This window comes from Kitasatospora sp. NPDC034533 (genome assembly GCF_055575155.1).
In genome coordinates this window covers 1-2,318 of sequence record NZ_JBVITE010000152.1, presented here as the reverse complement: position 1 = coordinate 2,318, position 2,318 = coordinate 1, and the positions used below count along the sequence as shown (strand labels likewise).

The window sequence follows — 2,318 nt, the reverse complement described above, 5'->3', positions numbered from 1 at the left end:
CCCGACTCCCGGGCCTACTACGACCGGCAACGAGACCGCGGCAAGACCCACACCCAGGCCCTCCTCCGCCTCGCCCGCCAACGCATCAGCGTCCTGTTCGCCATGCTCCGAGACGGCACCCTCTACGAAACCCGCACCCCCGAAACCGTGCCAGCATGACCCACACAGCCTTGACGAAGGACATAGAGGCACCCCCCGGATTCACGCGTTCGGGCGAGTGACGGGTTCACGCGTCCGGGGGAGCGACCGGACGACCTGTAAGGCTGAATCGCCGATGCCCGTCAGCCTGTTCGTTGAGCCGGGCCGCAGCGGCCACCAGACTGGAAAGTGAGCGCGGTAGCCCCGTGATCTTCCGTCGCCCGGCCCAAGCCGCAGGCGGCGCCAGACCGGACCGGTGGCAGGACGCCGCCCGGGACTTCGGAGGCAGACGGACCTTGAGCAAGCACATCATTCACTGGATCGGCGGCAAGCCGGTCGCCACCGCCGGTGCGGCCCCCCGTCGCGGCGACATCTTCGACCCGGCCACCGGCAAGACCACCGGCCAGGTCGACTTCGCCGAGATCACCGAGGTCGACCAGGCGGTCGCCGCCGCCGCCTCGGCCTTCACCGAGTGGCGCACCGCCTCGGTCGCCAAGCGGACGACGGTGCTCTTCGCCTTCCGGGAGCTGCTGAACGCCCGCCGGGACGAGCTGGCCTCGATCATCGTGGCGGAGCACGGCAAGGTGCACTCCGACGCCCTGGGCGAGATCGCCCGTGGCCTGGAGGTCGTGGAGTACGCCTGCGGCATCCCGCAGCTGATCAAGGGCGGCTTCACCGAGCAGGCCTCGACCGGTGTCGACGTCTACTCGATCCGCCAGCCGCTCGGACCGGTCGCGATCATCTCGCCGTTCAACTTCCCGGCCATGGTGCCGATGTGGTTCTTCCCGATCGCCATCGCGGCCGGCAACACCGTGGTGCTGAAGCCCTCGGAGAAGGACCCGTCCGCCGCCAACTTCCTCGCCGAGTTGTGGAAGGAGGCCGGACTGCCGGACGGCGTCTTCAACGTCGTGCACGGCGACAAGGTGGCCGTCGACCGCCTGCTGGAGCACCCGGACGTCAAGTCCGTCAGCTTCGTCGGCTCCACCCCGATCGCCCGCTACGTCTACGAGACCGGCACCCGCTACGGCAAGCGCGTGCAGGCCCTGGGCGGCGCCAAGAACCACATGCTCGTCCTGCCGGACGCCGACCTCGACCTCGCCGCCGACGCCGCCGTCAACGCCGGCTTCGGTGCGGCCGGCGAGCGCTGCATGGCGGTGTCCGTGCTGGTCGCGGTCGACCCGATCGGCGACGAGCTGGTCGAGAAGATCAAGGAGCGGGTGGCCACCCTGAAGGTCGGCCCGGGCTGCAACGGCGACTCCGAGATGGGCCCGCTGGTCACCGGCCAGCACCGCGACAAGGTCACCTCCTACGTGGAGTCCGGCATCGCCGACGGGGCCGAGCTCGCCGTGGACGGCCGCAAGCACCCGGTCACCGCCGAGGACGAGAACGGCTCGCCGACGGCCGACGGCTTCTGGCTCGGCCCCACGCTGTTCGACCACGTGAAGCCCGGCATGTCCGTCTACAACGACGAGATCTTCGGCCCGGTCCTCTCGGTGGTCCGCGTCGCCTCCTACGAGGAGGGCCTGGCGCTGATCAACGCCAACCCGTACGGCAACGGCACCGCCCTCTTCACCAACGACGGCGGCGCGGCCCGGCGCTTCCAGTTCGAGGTGGAGGTCGGCATGGTCGGCATCAACGTGCCGATCCCGGTCCCGGTCGCCTACTACTCCTTCGGCGGCTGGAAGGCCTCGCTGTTCGGCGACGCCCACGCGTACGGCCCGGACGGCGTGCACTTCTTCACCCGCGGCAAGGCCGTGACCCAGCGCTGGCTGGACCCGTCGCACGGCGGCATCAACCTGGGCTTCCCCACCAACAGCTGATCCCGCGACGGAACCCCCGAGGCTCCACCGGCCGGACCCCTCTCCCGGGGTCCGGCCGGCCCTCTTTGCATGCCGTTTGCATCCGGCGGCCGGAACGCGTACTGTTCTTCGAGCTGCCTGGCAGGGAGCACCGGACACGCATCCGCGCGGACGGTCCCGGGGCAGCCAATCCTGTGAATCACCACTTCCGGTTCGTGCCGGCCGTTTCGCTTTTCTGCGTCACGGCTTGGCGATATTCGGCGTGTTCGTTTTATTGGATTGCGGTCGGATTCGCTTTTCGGAGCGGGGATCGGCTAGAGTTTGAAACGTCGGACAGGGCGTCAAGCCCCGGAAGACACCGGCGAGTTGGATGAACGAAGC

The 2,318-nt window shown here is 69.2% G+C and carries 1 protein-coding gene and 1 pseudogene; both read left to right on the top strand.

Annotated features, from left to right (window positions below; all coding sequences use genetic code 11):
- A pseudogene (locus ACZ55U_RS38950) lies at nt 1-159 on the top strand (IS110 family transposase); the annotation flags it as partial.
- 275 nt (nt 160-434) lie between these two features.
- The gene (locus tag ACZ55U_RS38945; protein ID WP_465534360.1) at nt 435-1,958 is read left to right on the top strand and encodes a CoA-acylating methylmalonate-semialdehyde dehydrogenase; all 1,524 of its coding nucleotides are present in this window, start codon (nt 435-437) and stop codon (nt 1,956-1,958) included.
- Nucleotides 1,959-2,318: the final 360 nt, after the last annotated feature.